The organism is Hoeflea sp. CAU 1731 (assembly GCF_039888615.1).
GTDB lineage: Bacteria > Pseudomonadota > Alphaproteobacteria > Rhizobiales > Rhizobiaceae > Flavimaribacter.
Map to the genome: position 1 here is coordinate 1 of NZ_JBDQQS010000035.1, position 15,325 is coordinate 15,325.

Sequence of the window (15,325 nt, forward strand, 5' to 3'; positions counted from 1 at the left end):
CCTGTAGAAATCGTCAAACGCAATCAGGCCGGATTTGAGGTGCTGCCAAAGCGCTGGATCGTTGAGCGCACACTGGCATGGCTTGGAATAAACCGCCGCCTGGCGAAGGATTTCGAGCGGTTCTCAACGACAAGCCTCGCCTTCATCCAGACCGCAATGATCAAGCTCATGACAACAAGGCTCGCCCGCTACCCGCTTTCTTGAACAGACTCTTAGGTTCCACGCGAATGTCTTACCCACCCTGATACCCCTCTGAAATAATGTTTTGCATCGTAAATTCTCAGGTCGTTAGGCCGAGGATGTGGCTCCGTCAATTGTTTAGTGCAAAGATTTTCGAGTTCCTGAGAATGGAATACTTCTCTATATTTGCAATGTATTATCAATAAATGGCATCTATTGATTTCTAAACGCCTAGACATATTCCCGTACTATCGCGTCCTGCTGCGATACTTGGCAACTACCTTATCAAGGGAGTGTGAAAAACGCAGTTTATGAAAAACCAATCACTTAACCGGCGGACAATGACAAAAACTTCACAATATGTTCCGTAGTTTCTGTCAGGTTTCTGTCACGATGACGAAATTTGGTTTGTAGAAAACTTCCTCGTTCGGGGGACAGAGGTTCGAATCCTCTCACCCCGGTACATTTCTTTTATATTTCAGGTCTGCCGGCCATCGCAGATTAACGTACGGATCCTGAAACCGGACATTAACGACCTGTCGCAATCAGCGCATGATTTGATCCACGTAACGGCGAAAAAGTGCCATTTCTCGCCGTCAAGTGCGCATCGTCCAACGCATTCGCGGGGTAGCCGGCTTGTGATGAATGCCTACCGTGCATTTTGGTGGGTCTCTCCATTGCACACTTGGGAAACTGGCAAAAACAAGGGCGACCTTTCGGCCGCCCCCTTACCATGATCCGGCTGGACCAGCGTGATTACATCATGCCGCCCATGCCGCCCATGTCGGGCATACCGGCGCCTGCCGATTCCTTCCGGGGAATTTCGGCAATCATGGCTTCGGTCGTGATGAGCAGGCCAGCGATCGAGGCAGCATCCTGGAGTGCGGTGCGAACGACCTTCACCGGATCGACAATACCCATTTCGATCATGTCTCCGTATACGCCGGTCTGGGCGTTGTATCCGAAGGAAGACGACTTGGAATCCATCACCCTGCCGGCAACGATCGAGGCTTCGGCTCCGGCATTGGCCGCAATCTGGCGCAGCGGCGTCTGCAGTGCGCGGCGCACGATGTTGATTCCCGCTTCCTGATCGTCGTTTTCGCCCTTGGCGGTGATCTTCTTCGAAGCGCGCAACAATGCGGTTCCGCCGCCGGGAACGATGCCTTCCTCAACGGCCGCACGGGTCGCGTTCAGCGCGTCGTCGACACGGTCCTTCCTTTCCTTTACCTCGATCTCCGTCGCTCCGCCGATCCGGATTACCGCAACACCGCCGGCAAGCTTGGCCAGGCGTTCCTGCAGCTTTTCGCGGTCATAGTCGGAGGTGGTGTCCTCGATCTGGTTCCTGATCTGATGAACCCTCTCTTCGATTTCTTTCTTCTTGCCCGCTCCGTCGACGATCGTGGTGTTTTCCTTGTTTATGGAAACCTTCTTGGCGTTGCCAAGCATGTCGAGCGTGACATTCTCCAGCTTGATGCCGATATCCTCGGAAATCACCTGCCCCCCGGTCAGAATGGCGATATCTTCCAGCATGGCCTTGCGGCGATCGCCGAAGCCCGGAGCCTTGACTGCGGCGATCTTCAGTCCACCGCGCAGCTTATTGACAACCAGCGTCGCCAAGGCTTCGCCTTCGACATCTTCGGCGATGATCAGCAGCGGCCGTGACGCCTGGATGACGGCTTCGATGATCGGCAACATTGCCTGGAGATTGGAGAGCTTCTTCTCGTGGAGCAATATGTAGGGGTCTTCGAGTTCCGCGATCATTTTTTCGACATTGGTCACGAAGTAAGGCGACAGATATCCACGATCGAACTGCATGCCCTCGACAACATCCAGTTCGGTCTCGGCCGTCTTGGCTTCCTCGATCGTGATGACGCCTTCGTTTCCGACCTTCTGCATGGCCTGTGCAATCATTTCTCCGATCGCCGTATCGCCGTTGGCCGAAATCGTACCGACCTGCGAAATTTCAGCCGATGTCTTGATCCTGTTCGCTTTTTTAATCAGACTCGCGATAACTTCCTTGACCGCCAAATCGATGCCTCGCTTGAGATCCATCGGGTTCATGCCGGCGGCCACCGCCTTGGTGCCTTCCTTGACGATCGACTGCGCCAGCACGGTTGCGGTCGTCGTTCCGTCACCGGCAATATCGCTCGTCTTGGAGGCGACTTCTCGCACCATCTGGGCGCCCATATTCTCGAACTTGTCTTCGAGTTCGATCTCCTTGGCGACGGTTACGCCATCCTTGGTGATGCGCGGTGCGCCATACGACTTTTCGAGCACGACGTTGCGGCCTTTCGGACCCAGCGTAACCTTCACCGCATTGGCGAGGATGTCGACACCCCTGAGCATGCGGTCCCGCGCGTCGGTGGAAAATTTTACGTCCTTGGCAGACATGAGCTTTTATCCCTGTAAATTGAAACTGCAAGAGCGCCTGATAATCCTGAGTTTCAGGCTGCTTTCCTTGCTTTGTTGGAGAGTAGAACAACACCCATCACGTCGCTTTCCTTCATGATGAGCAGTTCCTCCCCGTCGATCTTGATTTCAGTGCCTGACCACTTGCCGAAAAGGATGCGGTCGCCTGGCTTTACATCGAGCGGGACCGGATTGCCTTTGTCATCGCGCGCTCCATCGCCGACGGCGACGATTTCGCCCTCCATTGGCTTTTCCCGGGCAGTGTCGGGAATAATGATGCCGCCTGAGGTCTTTTCCTCTTCACTCACGCGTCGAACGAGTAGGCGGTCATGTAGTGGTCTGAATTTCATCTTGGTCTCCTCCAAATAAATAAAGAAAATATCCTGTCTTCGAATTGGGGAGTACGCGACTTGTTTACAATGGCTCTGAACGAATAAACTGGCACTCTCGATACCAGAGTGCCAACAGGTTTCAGGCGACCGTCGGTTAGCTGGCGGTGGATGGAGGCGAGATACCCTGCGGCGAGGGTTTGCTGGAATGCGTCACTTTCATAGCCCCTCGGCGATCGGCGTCTTGACGTCGAAAAGTACGGGATAGATTGACGCATGAATCGGCAGGCTGCACCAGCGGGACCCACCATCCAGAACAATCAAAACTCTGGCTTTTTCAAACGAATAAGTGCAAAGCCGTCATCCGGCATTTCGCTTATGGGCACTGACCTAGCCATTTATTGGCAAGTTGGCGATCAAGACTGCGACGGCAATGAAAAACAGAATACTGCCTACCAACACAAAGACGTGCCAAATCGTGTTTTGGAACGGCAATCGCGCAGACAAATGAAATCCCACACCCGCAGTGTAGACGACGCCTCCGGCAATCATTGGCAACAAAACCGCCCAGGGAAGCTCTGCAAGTATCGGACCACCGGCGAACAAAACAGCCCATCCCATAGTAAGATAAAGCGTCAGCGTGAACCATCGGAAACTCCCGGGCGCGAGCATTTTCAGGATTGAACCAATGTTCGCAGCGCCCCAAACGCTTGCTAGAAGCCCGGTCGCTTGAACCCCTGACAGGAGGACAAAAGGCGTGTAGGTTCCAGCGATTTTCATGTAGATCCCCGAGTGGTCAAGACGGCGTAACAGACCTGTCCACCTTCCGCTGTCGACGATGTTGAAGAGAGCCGAAAACGAGAACATCGCAATAAGCGTCGCTCCGTAGATCGAGACACCTGCAACGTGGCCAGGCTATCGAACATCACCGCAAGCGCGTTCGCTTCTTCTCTACCGTCGAACTCGTCAATGCGTTGGAACAGGAAAAAGCCCAGGGCAAGGCGGGACAGATCGCCAATCGGCTCGTCCATTCCGATCTCGTCATCCTCGACGAACTGGGATACCTGCCGTTCAGTGCATCAGGGGGAGCTCTGCTCTTCCACCTTCTGAGCAAGCTCTACGATCGCACCAGCGTCATCATCACCACGAACCTGAGCTTCAGTGAATGGGCTGCCGTCTTTGGTGATGCCAAGATGACCACCGCGTTGCTCGATCGGCTCACCCACCACTGTCATATCCTTGAAACCGGAAACGAAAGTTTCCGCTTCAAAAACAGCACCGCAAACCAGATCGAAAAAGAAGGGAGAAAAGCAAAATCTTGACCGCGGCATAACCGCCCTTCCATACACAAAAGGCGGGTCAATTCTCGGTGAAAATACCGGGTCAGTTCTCAGTGGAAATCAACATGGTCCCCCTGCTCAGATCTGCATGCGTCTGTTCGGATGTAAACACAATATAGTTCTTGTTCCTACTACCAAAAATTATTGCAGGACACCATATACAAGGCATCAGGTATTTTCCTGATATTCGCCGATTGATTTTGGCGAAAGCCTGAGAGGCATCCTCATGAAAACCCCAATAATTGCTATCAAGGGTTGCGAAATAGTCGCAAGCCCGGCTGAGACTGATCCGTCAGATGCAGAACAGATTGAACGTGCCGAAAATGAAGGTATGACCGTACGCGCCGAAAGTACTCCAATATTGGAACGTATCGCGTATCAGCGCACCAAGTCCAGGACCCTTGAACTACGAGTGCTGGCATACAAGCAAATTCTGCAATCTCTCATTTCTTCACATGCAAGTGTTGTGGATCGGGTCTGGTCAGTTCCGAGAATACGGGAGACCGCTCCCGCTCAGGCGCCACCGTCCGACCCATTCCAGATCAGAAACAGAAATGGGATCTGGGAGGTAACCGAGAATGGTCATTTTTGCGGAGACTATCTACGTGAGGAAGTCGCCGTAAATGCTGTCCAAAGCGCCAGAAAGGTTAAGCGTCTCGGGAGATAGGCTTGCTCGCGAACAATATATCGTACAACAGACAAGGGAGGGTCGCAATTGCCAAGGAATACCCGCAGATGCAGGCGGAGTTTACTGCCGAGGACCAGGTGTACCTGGCGACCGGCGTCGTTCTCGACAGCTATATGTTATATAATCCCGGAACAACAAAACTACATCGGTTAGAGATACTTCTCTACGGCGTCATATTGCTCGCAGTGGTAATATTTGTCGTGGCAATGACGATTGGCGCAATATAAGTCGGTATCGCACCCAGATGCTATCAACGCCATTGAAAACGCCTGGCTAGCGGATTTTGAGATTCCGTCCGTAATCAGCTTTCAGTTACTCAAACTAAGTACCGGAAGTTGGAGGGTCCGCCAGGTCAACAATTAGACATGGGTTCGCGGGAACGGATCGCCTTCCTGCAGTAAATAACCAATCCTATCAAAATATTCAGAAGATTCTGTAGGCACATAGACAACATTTTTAGTCTGGAAGTACGGAGTAAGCGACTGATATGGCGGAGCAAAGTGATAGGGATGATCTCCCGCAGGAGTTGGCAGATCGGATCACCAAACCGCTTTTAAGGTTTCTCAAGATTGAAGCTGCCGCTGGGGGATTGTTGCTGCTTGCGTTGCTTCTGGCACTGGTCCTAGCAAACTCGGCCTGATCAACCCAATTCCTTGCGTTCTGGGAGACGCCGATCGGCCTCCATTTCGGTGCGGTGGATTTCAGCCGCACGCTACGGCACTGGATCAACGATGGGTTGATGACGATCTTCTTCTTCGTCATTTCCTTGGAGCTTAAAAGGGAGCTTGTTCTCGGAGAACTGCGTCATGCAAGAAGGGCGGCATTGCCTTTCGCTGGGGCTTTGGGTGGGATGTTTGTTCCCGTGGCTATTTATCTTGCGTTCACGGTGGGTCAACCCGAAATGAACGGATGGGGGACCGTGATGGCCACCGATACCGCCTTCGTGATTGGTTGCCTTGTACTTTTCGGATCCCGAATACCACCTGCACTACGTCTGTTTCTGCTGTCATTAGCGATCTTCGACGATGTGGGAGCGATCCTTGCGGTGGCAGTTGGCTACGGCGAACCGTTGAATTGGTCTGCATTAGGACTTAGTATTCTGGGGCTCGGTATTGTAGTAATTTCAGCACGCATCGGTATCCGAAGCATACCGATGTATTTCATACTCGGTTTCATAATTTGGTTATGCTTCGATGCTTCAGGCGTACACGCGACAATTTCGGGCGTTGTTTTGGGATTGATGGCGCCGACGCGCGTATGGGTTACCGACGTACGCCTTCGTGGCATCCTTGGCCGTGTTCTTGCATACCCCGGAGGTGAGCACTGGAGCGGAGACACAGCTGACCGGCACGATCTCAGGCAAGCCGGGCGAGCTCTCGAGGAATCGCTCTCTCCAGTCGAACGACTGGAGTTGATGTTGCATCCTTGGGTGGCGTTTGCAGTGATGCCGATTTTTGCGCTCGCGAATGCCGGAGTGGCGATCAAGGCAGCAGAATTCGGACAGCCCGTGTCCCACGCTATTTTTGCCGGTTTGGTTCTGGGAAAACCTGTTGGCGTTTTTATCTTCAGCTGGCTTGCTGTGCGGTCAGGTTTGGCTGTTCTGGGGACCGGATTGAATTGGCCTTTCGTGGCGGCTGGTGCGTTCTTGACGGGAATTGGCTTCACCATGTCGTTGTTTATCGCCGGCCTTGCCTTCCCACCGGAAATATTGAACGGTGCCAAGATAGGAATTCTTGCAGGGTCCGCTGTCGCGGCTTTGACAGGCCTAGCGATGCTGACTTGGCTCACCTCACGGAAATATAGCTCTAAGATAGTTGAATAGCTCAACTTGCGGCCAGCCACCGACATCGAGAAGGCTTCACCGGGACCGTGCTATAGAGTTCCTCGGCGAGCGGCCTGCCTGCACTGTTGCGATGGAGGTGTGTCAGATGGGCGTGTGCCTTTGCTGCCCTACGGGACTGCGCAACCGATCTTTGAGAATCCATAAGGTGGCTCAGTGCTCGACGTTAGGTTCATCATGCAGGATAACATTCAAAAGCGAGCTGTGCACTTCGATCTTGCCATTGTAGGAGATGAAGCCCAGTTTTCGAAACTTGTTCATGAAAAAACTCACCCGTGCCCGGGTCGTTCCAACCATCTGGGCAAGGGCATCCTGACTGATTGTCGCGAGTATAGGCTGCGGTTTGCCCTCCTGACCGAAATTCGCCAGCAGCAGCAGTGTTCGAGCAAGTCGCTTCTCGCTTGAATTAAATAGCTGATCGACAAGATCCGCCTCCACGCGAACGGCCCGACTAAGCAAATGGACAATGAACAGCTCGGAGAACTCAGGATCCTCGTGGATCAAACGGACAACGGCTTCTTTCTTAAGCTTCACTATGTATGAATCCGTCATCGCCGTTGCCGTCGAAATACGATTCGGCTGTCCTGCAAGGCAGCCCTCACCGAAGAATTCATTCTCGCCAAGCAGCGCCACGATGGCTTCCTTGCCAAGCTCAGAGACTACGCTGATCCTGATATTTCCCCGTTGGATGAAAAAAGCTGCGTCGGCCAGATCCCCTTGTGAGAATATGACCGAATCCTTCTTGTGCTCTGCAATGCTGTGGCCACCATCCAGTTTTGAGAGCAAGGCCTCTACTTCGAATTTCAAACTGGGTTTTGTCGCCATAAAGTCTTGCTCGGTTAAAATTTGCGAGATCATACGACGATGCGCGCAGGCGATCGTCTATTTAGGTTCCATCATATCATATCATTGCGGATATTAGGCGAGCAGTACAGCGTCGGATCGCCCCTGAAATCTGCTTGGTCAATACCGGGGCCATCGGGTTGGCTGGGAGTGAGCAATATTGCTCAGAAGGTGAGGTCGCGACCTGCTAACAATGCATTCAACGTGGTGCATTGTGGTCAGACACATACGGGGCAACTGAGTTTGGTGGAGCTACCACCGGGAAACCGAACAGCGGACCACTCGCTCATTCATTCAGCGAAGTGTACCACCCACATAAAGGAAACCTCTATGCCAAGCCAGAATGAAGACAACACGCAAAGTGGTCCGTGGGCTGGCGGAACCAAGCAAAGGCCAGATCTTGAAGACGTCATCCGAGTGGCGCAAGATCGGCTTAAGCAAGCTATGCCTGGCGGCAACCCGCGCCGAATCTTCATCATAGCCGGTTTAGCACTCGTCGCGCTGGGCGCTTGGACTTCCTACTATACTGTGCCGAGCGACTCTGTCGCAGTCGTGCAGCGGTTCGGAAAATACCTCAAGGACGTTCCCCCGGGCCTGCATTTCAAAATCCCGCTCGGAATTGACCTTGCAACAATCGTCCCAATCAAACGGCAATTGAAGCAAGAATTCGGGTTCATGACACCGGGCGCCGCCGATCCCTTTCAAAATCCGGCGCCGCAAGAAGCGACGCGGGAAACCCAGATGGTGACCGGCGATCTGAATGCCGCGCTGATTGAATGGGTCATCCAGTACCGTATTTCTGATCCTGTGAAGTTCCTATTCGAGGTTCGAAACCCAAGAGAAACGCTTCGCTATGTCTCGGAATCCGTCATGCGTGAAGTCGTAGGCGACCGCACCGTCGACGAGGTGATCACCATTGGCCGGCAGGAAATCGAATCCGAGGCTTTGATCAAGATGCAGGCGCTTTCCATCAAATACACCATGGGAATCAGCATCGACCAGGTGCAACTCAAGAACATCAATCCCCCAGAGCCGGTACAGGATTCATTCAACGAGGTGAACCAGGCCCAGCAGGAAAAGGAAAAGCTGATCAACGAAGCCCGGCGCGACTACAACAAGGTTATCCCCTTGGCTGAAGGCGAAAAGGATCAGCGCATTCGAGAGGCCGATGGCTATCGCCTGAAAAGGATCAACGAGGCGGAGGGCGATGCAGCCCGGTTTACGGCGCTGTTGGCGGAATACGAAAAGGCACCGGAAGTCACGAGACGCCGTATATACGTCGAAACCCTGCAGGACGTGCTGCCGGGTCTGCGATCCAAGATCATCGTGGACGAGACGACGCGCAACATACTGCCGCTGTTGAACCTCGATCCGCAGGAGGTGAAAGCCCCGTGAAAACATACAAGCAAATAGCCATGATAGCGGTACTGGGGATAGGTGCCTATGTTGCAATGAATTCGCTTTATACGGTCAGCGAAATCGAACAGGCGATCATCACGCAGTTTGGCAAGCCGGTGGGCAAGCCTGTGACGACTGCCGGCTTGAAATTCAAGGCGCCTTTTATACAGCAGGTTAATCCTATCGACCGGCGGATTCTGGAATGGGACGGCAATCCCTCGGACATGCCGACCAAGGACAAGCTCTATATCTCCGTGGACCTGTTCGCGCGGTGGCGGATCACCGATCCGCTCCAGTATTTCCTGCGCCTGCGCGACGAACGCAGCGCCCAGTCCCGCCTGGACGACATCCTTGGCAGTGAAACCCGCAATGCCGTCGCCAAGCACGAACTGATCGAAATAATCCGCACCACCAAAGATCGTATGCCCTTGCGTGACTCGCTTCTGACCGAGGCGGAACGCAAGCAGGACATCGGATCGCTTGTCCCCATCCAGAAGGGACGTGCGCTTATCGAAAACGAAATTTATGCGGCCGCTGCAGAAAAGGTACGGGTATTCGGCGTTGAGTTGCTCGATATCCGGTTCAAGCGGATCAACTACAATGAGAGTGTCAGACCGAAGATATATGATCGTATGATCAGTGAGCGGCGTCAAATCGCGGAACGCTTCCTTTCGGAGGGCAACGGCGAGGCTGCCAGAATCCGCGGCAATCGGGTCCGCGACCTGAACAAGATACAGTCCGAAGCATATCGCGAGGTCGAGGAGATCAGAGGCGTGGCGGACGCGAAAGCCACCGAAATCTATGCGAGGGCCTACAATCAAAGTTCCGCTTCGGCGATGTTCTATGAGTTCACGCGAACTATGCAGGCCTACAAGGCGATGATCTCGGAAAACACGACTATCGTTCTCTCAACAGACAGTGACCTCTTCAAATTCCTGAAGGGAATGGATCCCGACAACACTGTAGGCAGACCTTCAGATAAAACCAACAGCGATCAGATTGCTCTCCCTCGCCTCCGACGAGGGGAATGACGAGATACTCATCCGGCCGATGTAGAGGCAGGCGACACCATCAATGTTGTTGCCGTTTGATACCCCAATGTACGGCAGGGCGCCTCGCTTTGGAAGAAACAACAGGCATACCGGATTCTTTACGATTTCGCTGCGACTGACAGAAAGGAAGTCCAATGTCCGAACGCGAACAATACGTTGAAAAAACGAAAGCTCAGATCGACCGGTGGAATGCGGAGATCGACAAGCTGCAAACCAAGGCCGACAAGGCCGAGGCGGATGCCAAGATCGAGTACCAGAGGCAGATCGATGCTTTGCGCGACAAGCGAGATGAGGCCGTGGCCAAATCAAAGGAACTGCAACAGGCTGGTGACGATGCCTGGGCTGACATGAAGACCGGATATGAAAGGGCTTGGGACAGCATTTCCAAGGCTTTCGATAACGCCGTGTCGCGCTTCAAATAACCTTGCCTCAAACCAACTTGCCTCCGTTAAGACAGAAAAAATCAAGGGAGATTTCACGATGAATTCGCCAGAATGGGCAAAACCCGCAATATGGGGTGTGATCGGTGGCGCGATCGCGGCAATCGTTATCGGATTCGCCTGGGGAGGCTGGATCACGGGCGGAACGGCCACCAAGATGGCTGAGGCGAGCGCCGAGTCAGCCGTCGTTCAAGCATTTACGCCACTTTGCGTTGCCAAAGCGGAGACGGAGTCCGCTCAACTCACGCAGCTAAAGGAGGTGCGTTCCTGGCAGCGCGACGATTTCGTCGTCGAGGCTGGCTGGGTCGCAAATGTGAACGAAAAATATCGCGGCGATGTCGCACGGGCTTGCGCGATCGCGGTTATGGAAGCCATGGATGCGGGGTGATGTCTGCATGCGTGGGCATATCGGTGAAATCTCGTTGGACGGACAACGCAAACAGCAACCCGTCCAACAGGATCTTTCCCCGATATTGCCAGAAGCCTTGGTTCGCTGAGAACTCAGCAGACATCGGTGACACGGACCGCAACCTGCATGCCGAGCATTTGCCCGCCATCATTCACGAATGTCCCGGTGACTGGAAGGGCTTGCGCCGGATTGCGCGTCGTTGCGACGCGGATCAGATTGTGGCTCGCGACGATGCGGTTCGTAGGGTCGAACTCCACCCAGCCGGCTCCCGGAATGAAGACATCGGCCCAGGCGTGGGTCGCGCCGCCGCCCGCCATGTCTTCGCACGAATCGTTGCTCGGCGCTTCGTCGCGCAAGTAACCCGTCACGAACCGCGCGGCAAATCCCAGATTTCGTGCGGCGTCCATGAACATAAGGGCAAAATCGCGGCATGTGCCGGTGCCAAGTCTTATGGTTTCGGCCGGTGTCTGCACGCCTTTCTCTTCCCGGCGCGCATAGTCAAACGCCTCATGGATTGCAGTTCCGAGCGCGTCCAGCACCTGCAGGCTGCCGCTGGGTAGTTGCGGCAGCAAACGTGCAATCCATAACGCCAATGTGTCCTGGTCCTGTGGCTGATCCGGCATCAAATAGGGGCCGAGGTCGATGCGTTCGTCGGCAGTGTACTTTACCGGGTAGTCACCCGCATAACGCTCGATCCGGGCCAGCGGTTCTTCCAGTCCATAGCGCCGCAGCACCAGTTCGCTTTCTATCACCAGTTCATCCGCCTCGCCATGGAACGAAAGCAGCGCGACAGAGTTACCAAAGGTGTCGAATGCCCAGTGTACATCGGCAGGGGGCGAAACCGACAAGCCGGATTCCAGGATCCGCATGTCATGCCCGTCGCGGGGTCGGATCATGAGGCGATGTTCGCCGAATGTCACCAGGCGGTCATAGGTGTAGCGCGTGAGATGATTTATGCGCAGGGTTCGGATCTGAACCTACTCCATGTTACATGTGCAGGATGGTGGATCGCGGCAGATAGCAAAGACAGGAAGACGAGGCACGCGACAGAACGCGGACCCTACGTCATTACAGGAAGGGCGGCAATGTTCATTCGCATCGGCTATGAGATCACCATCGAAAGCAGGGCCGATACGGTGCTGATCCTGGCTTTGTCTCCCCACCCCGGTTTCGACGGCCGAGTCATTGGCTCCTCCGTTGTACAGACGGAGCCCGATCTCCCGTTGCAGACGTTCTTCGATACTTTTGGCAACAGGTTAACGCGTCTGCGAGCGCCGACGGGACGACTCACCCTGTCGTCCGACTGTGTAGTGGAGGTTGACGGCAAGCCCGACGCATTTGACTGGACTGCGCAGCAGCATGACGTCGGGGACCTGCCGCCCGAGACGCTGCAGTTTTTGACAGCCAGCCGCTATTGCGATGCGGACTCGCTTGCGCCGGAGGCGCTGCGACTGTTCGGATCCACTCCACCAGGATGGGCGCGGGTGCAGGCGATTTGCAACCATGTCCACAACCACCTGACTTTCGGATACGGCTTCGGTCGTCCCACAAAGACCGCGAGCGATGCGCAACTGGAAAAGACCGGGGTCTGTCGCGACTTTGCGCATCTTGCCATTGCCTACTGCCGCGCCATGAACATCCCCGCCCGCTATGCCAGCGGCTATCTCGGCGATATCGGGGTACCCTATTCCGGCCCGGGTGATTTCTGCGCCTGGTTCGAGGCCTATCTGGGCGGGCGATGGTACACGTTCGATGCACGCTACAATGTGCCGAGGACAGGCCGGGTCCTGATGGTTCGCGGTCGTGACGCCGCCGATGGCGCAATGATCACCTCCTTTGGCGCCTACGACCTAAAGGCGTTTCGGGTCTGGACTGACGAGGTGCCCGACACGCCCACCGATGTCAGCTTGCACGAAATGCTGAAAACCCGACCGGAAAGCGAAGCGCTAACCCTAGCACCTACAGGCTGAAGAGAAGCCGCCGGGGCTCCTCGTTTTCCATGCATCCAGCCAGCACCAACTTGCGCTGGGTAGCTACTCTCACTGTGGGCACAGGACTTTTTCGCGGACTTTCTTGCTGGCTTGGATCAAAGTGTTTCAATACGCGATGAATTTCGACTATCGCGCAGCGGAATACACTCATTCCGTGGAAAAAGCAGTAACGAGTCCATCACTCAATCACGGTGAACGTCTGATTTGCTTCCAAACATAGTTGCAGTTGACGGTATCCGATGGCGCGTAGTCTGCAAGAACAGGCGGCTCTGCGGCCAATCAAGCGAAGGTGTCTTGCCGGTGTCTTGTCAGGTGCCTTGCTTCAAACCCTTGCTGCACAGGCGATAAGACACCAAGACACCACAAGACACCCATTTCCCCACACATGTGCACGCGCGCGCGTACGTGAGAGAGAGGGTGTCTTGGTGTCTTGTGGTGTCTTGTTTTATATAAATGATTGATAATAAACAAAAATATCAAGACAGGGAACAAGACACCTTTGCCCTCTCGACAAGACACCGCGCTCTGGCGAAACCATTAAAATATTCGGATCGTTTGTATGGGTAGGGATCGTGATCTGTTTCGGCCAGACGATGAGGCTATTGGAGGGCGTGCCGATGGGGATTTTCCGGAGGCGGAAACTGAGCCGAGCCGGTATGGGGCGGCGGAGGAGATGGCGCGGCGCGGGCGGCCGAAGGGTGCCTTGAACCGCAAGACGAAGGACTTCGAGCGGTATTACCAGGCGCAGGGCTTCACGGATCCGCTGGTCGCCATGGCGCAGTATCTCACCGCCGATCCGGTCGAACTCTATCACTGGTTCGTCGAGCACGAGCCGGACCCGAAGCGCCGGCCGGCGCTGATGGAGATCATCAAGGACCAGCACGCGGTCGCGTCGAACCTCGCGCCATACCTGCATGGCAAGAAGCCGACGCAGGTCGAGATCATCGACGAGCGACTGCCGACGCTGATCATCGACCTGGGGACGAACCAGCTGCAGGAAGGCCAGCGGATCGCCGGCCAGAAGGCGCTGTCGGCGGGTGAGCCGATCGAGACCACCGAGCCTAATGAAATCAATGAGTTAGAGGCGAACGACTGATGGCGTCTCACGAACTGCCGTCTCACTATTTTGGTAAGCTACTGATTATTTTGCATAAAGCTTCAATTATCCCGCTTATTGGGAATCAGCAGGACTGGTCCTGGCTAATCGGTAAGACCGCTAAAACGGTCCGCGTGCGGAATCGAACCTTGCGGCAATTGTAACGCTCCACATGAGCGCTCGGTGCAAGCCCTTCCCCGAAGCCGGGGCTACCCCGGGGTGCAGGGGGTTGGTGTTCGCACACCGATCCCGATTTTTGCAATTGCAAAGCGAAAAGGATCGAAATATTCGAGGTTCGGTCGGCACTCGCCGGTTTATGGAAGAGTATCTACGCCTCACGAGAGACCGGGACGACGCACCCTATCAGGGTTGCATCGCCGGCATAGTAAGAGCTTATCTGAAATCCCCCCATTACACGGATCTCAAACCTTCAACCAGAGAAGGTTACGATCTGGCGATCCGCACGATCGAGTCCGAGTTTTACGACATGTCGGCCGAAAAGATTTCGACGGCCGGGACACGAACGCTGTTTCTCGAATGGCGCGATGAGATCGCGGAAAAATATCCTCGCAAAGCTGACCTTTTCATGAGCGTCCTGCAGCGCCTGCTCTGGTTCGCGCTAGACCGTGAAATGATCGAACGCCACCCGCTTGAACGCATCACCAAGGTGAGCGACGGAACGCGTCGCGATATAATCTGGTCTGACGCAGATATGCAGACATTCAAAGAGATGGCTCGGGAACCGCTTGTGCGTGCCATGCTGCTGGCGGCATGGACGGGCCAGCGTCAAGGCGACCTGCTTGCCCTGACCTGGTCCTCCTACGACGGAGAGGCGATCCGCCTCCGTCAGTCTAAGACGGGCGCCCATGTCGCCGTGAAGGTTTCAGCAGAACTCAAAGTCGCACTGAACGCAGCCAAGGAAATGAACGCACAGCAGAATACTCCGGCAGCGACGATCCTGACAAACCGAAGCGGCAAACCGTGGACGAGTGGTTTCAAATCTTCATGGCGCAAAGCGACGGCAGCGGCCGGGATTACCGGGCACTCTGAAAAGGACGCCGAAACGATCATCCGCAAGCACTATCTCGTGTCGTCCGCGGCCGTTGAAAAGATCGAATCGAGAACAAAAAATGTAAACCGCGCCGAAAATCGTAAACCGAGCGCATCCTGATTTCTACTAAGTTATTGTGAGCTTATCGAGAGATAGCTGACATTTCATTCCGGACACATGGTTTACACAACGCGCATTTGGGGGAGCCCGAATGCCTTGGAAAGAGTGTAGACCAATGGATGAACGTCTCAAATTCATA

12 protein-coding genes and 4 pseudogenes are annotated in these 15,325 nt (G+C 54.6%); 11 read left to right on the top strand and 5 right to left on the bottom strand.

Annotated features, from left to right (window positions below; all coding sequences use genetic code 11):
- A pseudogene (locus AAFN47_RS27585) lies at positions 1-204 on the top strand (IS5/IS1182 family transposase); the annotation flags it as partial.
- Between the two features lie 732 nt (positions 205-936).
- On the opposite strand, the gene groL reads toward AAFN47_RS27585, so the two are convergent.
- The 3 genes and pseudogenes from groL to trhA all read right to left on the bottom strand — a co-directional run.
- Positions 937-2,571, bottom strand: a complete 1,635-nt coding sequence (gene groL, locus AAFN47_RS27590) for a chaperonin GroEL (protein ID WP_499812424.1) — start codon at positions 2,569-2,571, stop codon at positions 937-939.
- 53 nt (positions 2,572-2,624) lie between these two features.
- The gene (locus tag AAFN47_RS27595) at positions 2,625-2,939 is read right to left on the bottom strand and encodes a co-chaperone GroES (RefSeq protein ID WP_499812425.1); all 315 of its coding nucleotides are present in this window, start codon (positions 2,937-2,939) and stop codon (positions 2,625-2,627) included.
- A gap of 369 nt (positions 2,940-3,308) precedes the next feature.
- Positions 3,309-3,815, bottom strand: a pseudogene (gene trhA / locus AAFN47_RS27600) (PAQR family membrane homeostasis protein TrhA); the annotation flags it as partial.
- Between the two features lie 14 nt (positions 3,816-3,829).
- Between trhA and AAFN47_RS27605 the strand changes: the two are divergent.
- From AAFN47_RS27605 to nhaA, 3 genes and pseudogenes are all read left to right on the top strand, one after another.
- Positions 3,830-4,240, top strand: a pseudogene (locus AAFN47_RS27605) (ATP-binding protein); the annotation flags it as partial.
- Positions 4,241-4,927: 687 nt separating this feature from the next.
- Positions 4,928-5,173 carry a hypothetical protein gene (locus AAFN47_RS27610; protein ID WP_499812426.1) on the top strand — a complete coding sequence of 82 codons (246 nt, stop codon included), beginning with the start codon at positions 4,928-4,930 and terminating at the stop codon, positions 5,171-5,173.
- Positions 5,174-5,433: 260 nt separating this feature from the next.
- Positions 5,434-6,768: pseudogene (gene nhaA / locus AAFN47_RS27615) on the top strand (Na+/H+ antiporter NhaA).
- A gap of 171 nt (positions 6,769-6,939) precedes the next feature.
- Here the strand turns inward: nhaA and AAFN47_RS27620 are convergent.
- Complete coding sequence (locus AAFN47_RS27620; protein ID WP_499812427.1) at positions 6,940-7,644, bottom strand: Crp/Fnr family transcriptional regulator; 705 nt, start codon at positions 7,642-7,644, stop codon at positions 6,940-6,942.
- Positions 7,645-7,779: 135 nt separating this feature from the next.
- Here AAFN47_RS27620 and hflK point away from each other — a divergent pair, with 135 nt between their 5' ends.
- From hflK to AAFN47_RS27640, 4 genes are all read left to right on the top strand, one after another.
- Positions 7,780-9,024 (top strand): FtsH protease activity modulator HflK, encoded by a 1,245-nt coding sequence (gene hflK, locus AAFN47_RS27625; protein ID WP_499812428.1) that lies wholly within the window; start codon positions 7,780-7,782, stop codon positions 9,022-9,024.
- 20 nt (positions 9,025-9,044) lie between these two features.
- A complete protein-coding gene (gene hflC / locus AAFN47_RS27630) occupies positions 9,045-10,058 on the top strand; it encodes a protease modulator HflC (RefSeq protein ID WP_499812434.1) in 1,014 nt (337 codons plus the stop codon).
- Positions 10,059-10,213: 155 nt separating this feature from the next.
- Positions 10,214-10,501: a sll1863 family stress response protein gene (locus AAFN47_RS27635; protein ID WP_499812429.1), complete on the top strand. Its 288-nt coding sequence runs from the start codon at positions 10,214-10,216 to the stop codon at positions 10,499-10,501.
- Positions 10,502-10,559: 58 nt separating this feature from the next.
- Positions 10,560-10,907: a hypothetical protein gene (locus AAFN47_RS27640; protein WP_499812430.1), complete on the top strand. Its 348-nt coding sequence runs from the start codon at positions 10,560-10,562 to the stop codon at positions 10,905-10,907.
- Positions 10,908-11,020: 113 nt separating this feature from the next.
- Here AAFN47_RS27640 and AAFN47_RS27645 read toward each other — a convergent pair whose 3' ends face one another.
- Positions 11,021-11,899, bottom strand: coding sequence for a transglutaminase family protein (locus AAFN47_RS27645; protein ID WP_499812435.1), 879 nt, complete (start codon positions 11,897-11,899; stop codon positions 11,021-11,023).
- A 114-nt stretch (positions 11,900-12,013) separates the two neighbouring features.
- On the opposite strand from AAFN47_RS27645, the gene AAFN47_RS27650 reads away from it, so the two are divergent.
- From AAFN47_RS27650 to AAFN47_RS27660, 3 genes are all read left to right on the top strand, one after another.
- Entirely contained in the window at positions 12,014-12,898 is an 885-nt protein-coding gene (locus AAFN47_RS27650) for a transglutaminase-like domain-containing protein (protein WP_499812431.1), read from the top strand.
- A 724-nt stretch (positions 12,899-13,622) separates the two neighbouring features.
- Complete coding sequence (locus AAFN47_RS27655) at positions 13,623-14,015, top strand: hypothetical protein (protein ID WP_499812432.1); 393 nt, start codon at positions 13,623-13,625, stop codon at positions 14,013-14,015.
- A 316-nt stretch (positions 14,016-14,331) separates the two neighbouring features.
- The gene (locus AAFN47_RS27660) at positions 14,332-15,186 is read left to right on the top strand and encodes an integrase (RefSeq protein ID WP_499812433.1); all 855 of its coding nucleotides are present in this window, start codon (positions 14,332-14,334) and stop codon (positions 15,184-15,186) included.
- Positions 15,187-15,325: the final 139 nt, after the last annotated feature.